1 pseudogene is annotated in these 512 nt (G+C 74.4%); it reads right to left on the bottom strand.

The features are described 5' to 3' along the window. Positions 1-491, bottom strand: a pseudogene (locus APZ21_RS21870) (hypothetical protein); the annotation flags it as partial. Positions 492-512 lie beyond the last annotated feature (21 nt).

Raw genomic sequence — 512 nt, 5'->3', positions numbered from 1 at the left:
TAGGCGGCGCGCACGGCGGCAGTGATGGCGCGGGCGATCGCGGTGGCGGTGGTGGCCGGGTCGGTGACCACGTGCACGGTCGCCCCGTTCAGCGGAGTCGGGGCCCCCGGCCGACCGGGGCGTTTGCCCGTGTTCGGTGCCAGCCACAGCACCGCGCACCCGGCCGCGCGCACGGCGTCGAGTCGGCGCTGGGCGGACTCACGTTCGTGGGTTCGGAAGATGCCGTCGGAGATGACGACCAGCAGCCGGGTCGCGCCGGGCCGCGACAGACCCAGGGCCCCGTCGAGGGCGAACGTCGCAGCACCGAGGGCGTGGTATTTGTCCGGGCAACCGAACTCGCTGACCTGGGCGGGGGCGGTGCCCGGGTAGGTGATGGGGGCCACCGTCGCGCCGAAAGTCACGGTCGCGGTGGTGGCGGGCATTGCGGCCAGCTCGGCGGCGCGGGCGATGATCCACGCGGCAGAGGACACCGGCGCGGCGAACGCGCTCATCGAGGAGGACACGTCGCACGC

It is taken from the genome of Nocardia arizonensis, assembly GCF_001310275.1.
GTDB classification, from domain to species: Bacteria; Actinomycetota; Actinomycetes; order Mycobacteriales; family Mycobacteriaceae; genus Nocardia; species Nocardia arizonensis.
This window is presented reverse-complemented; position numbering and strand designations above follow the sequence as displayed.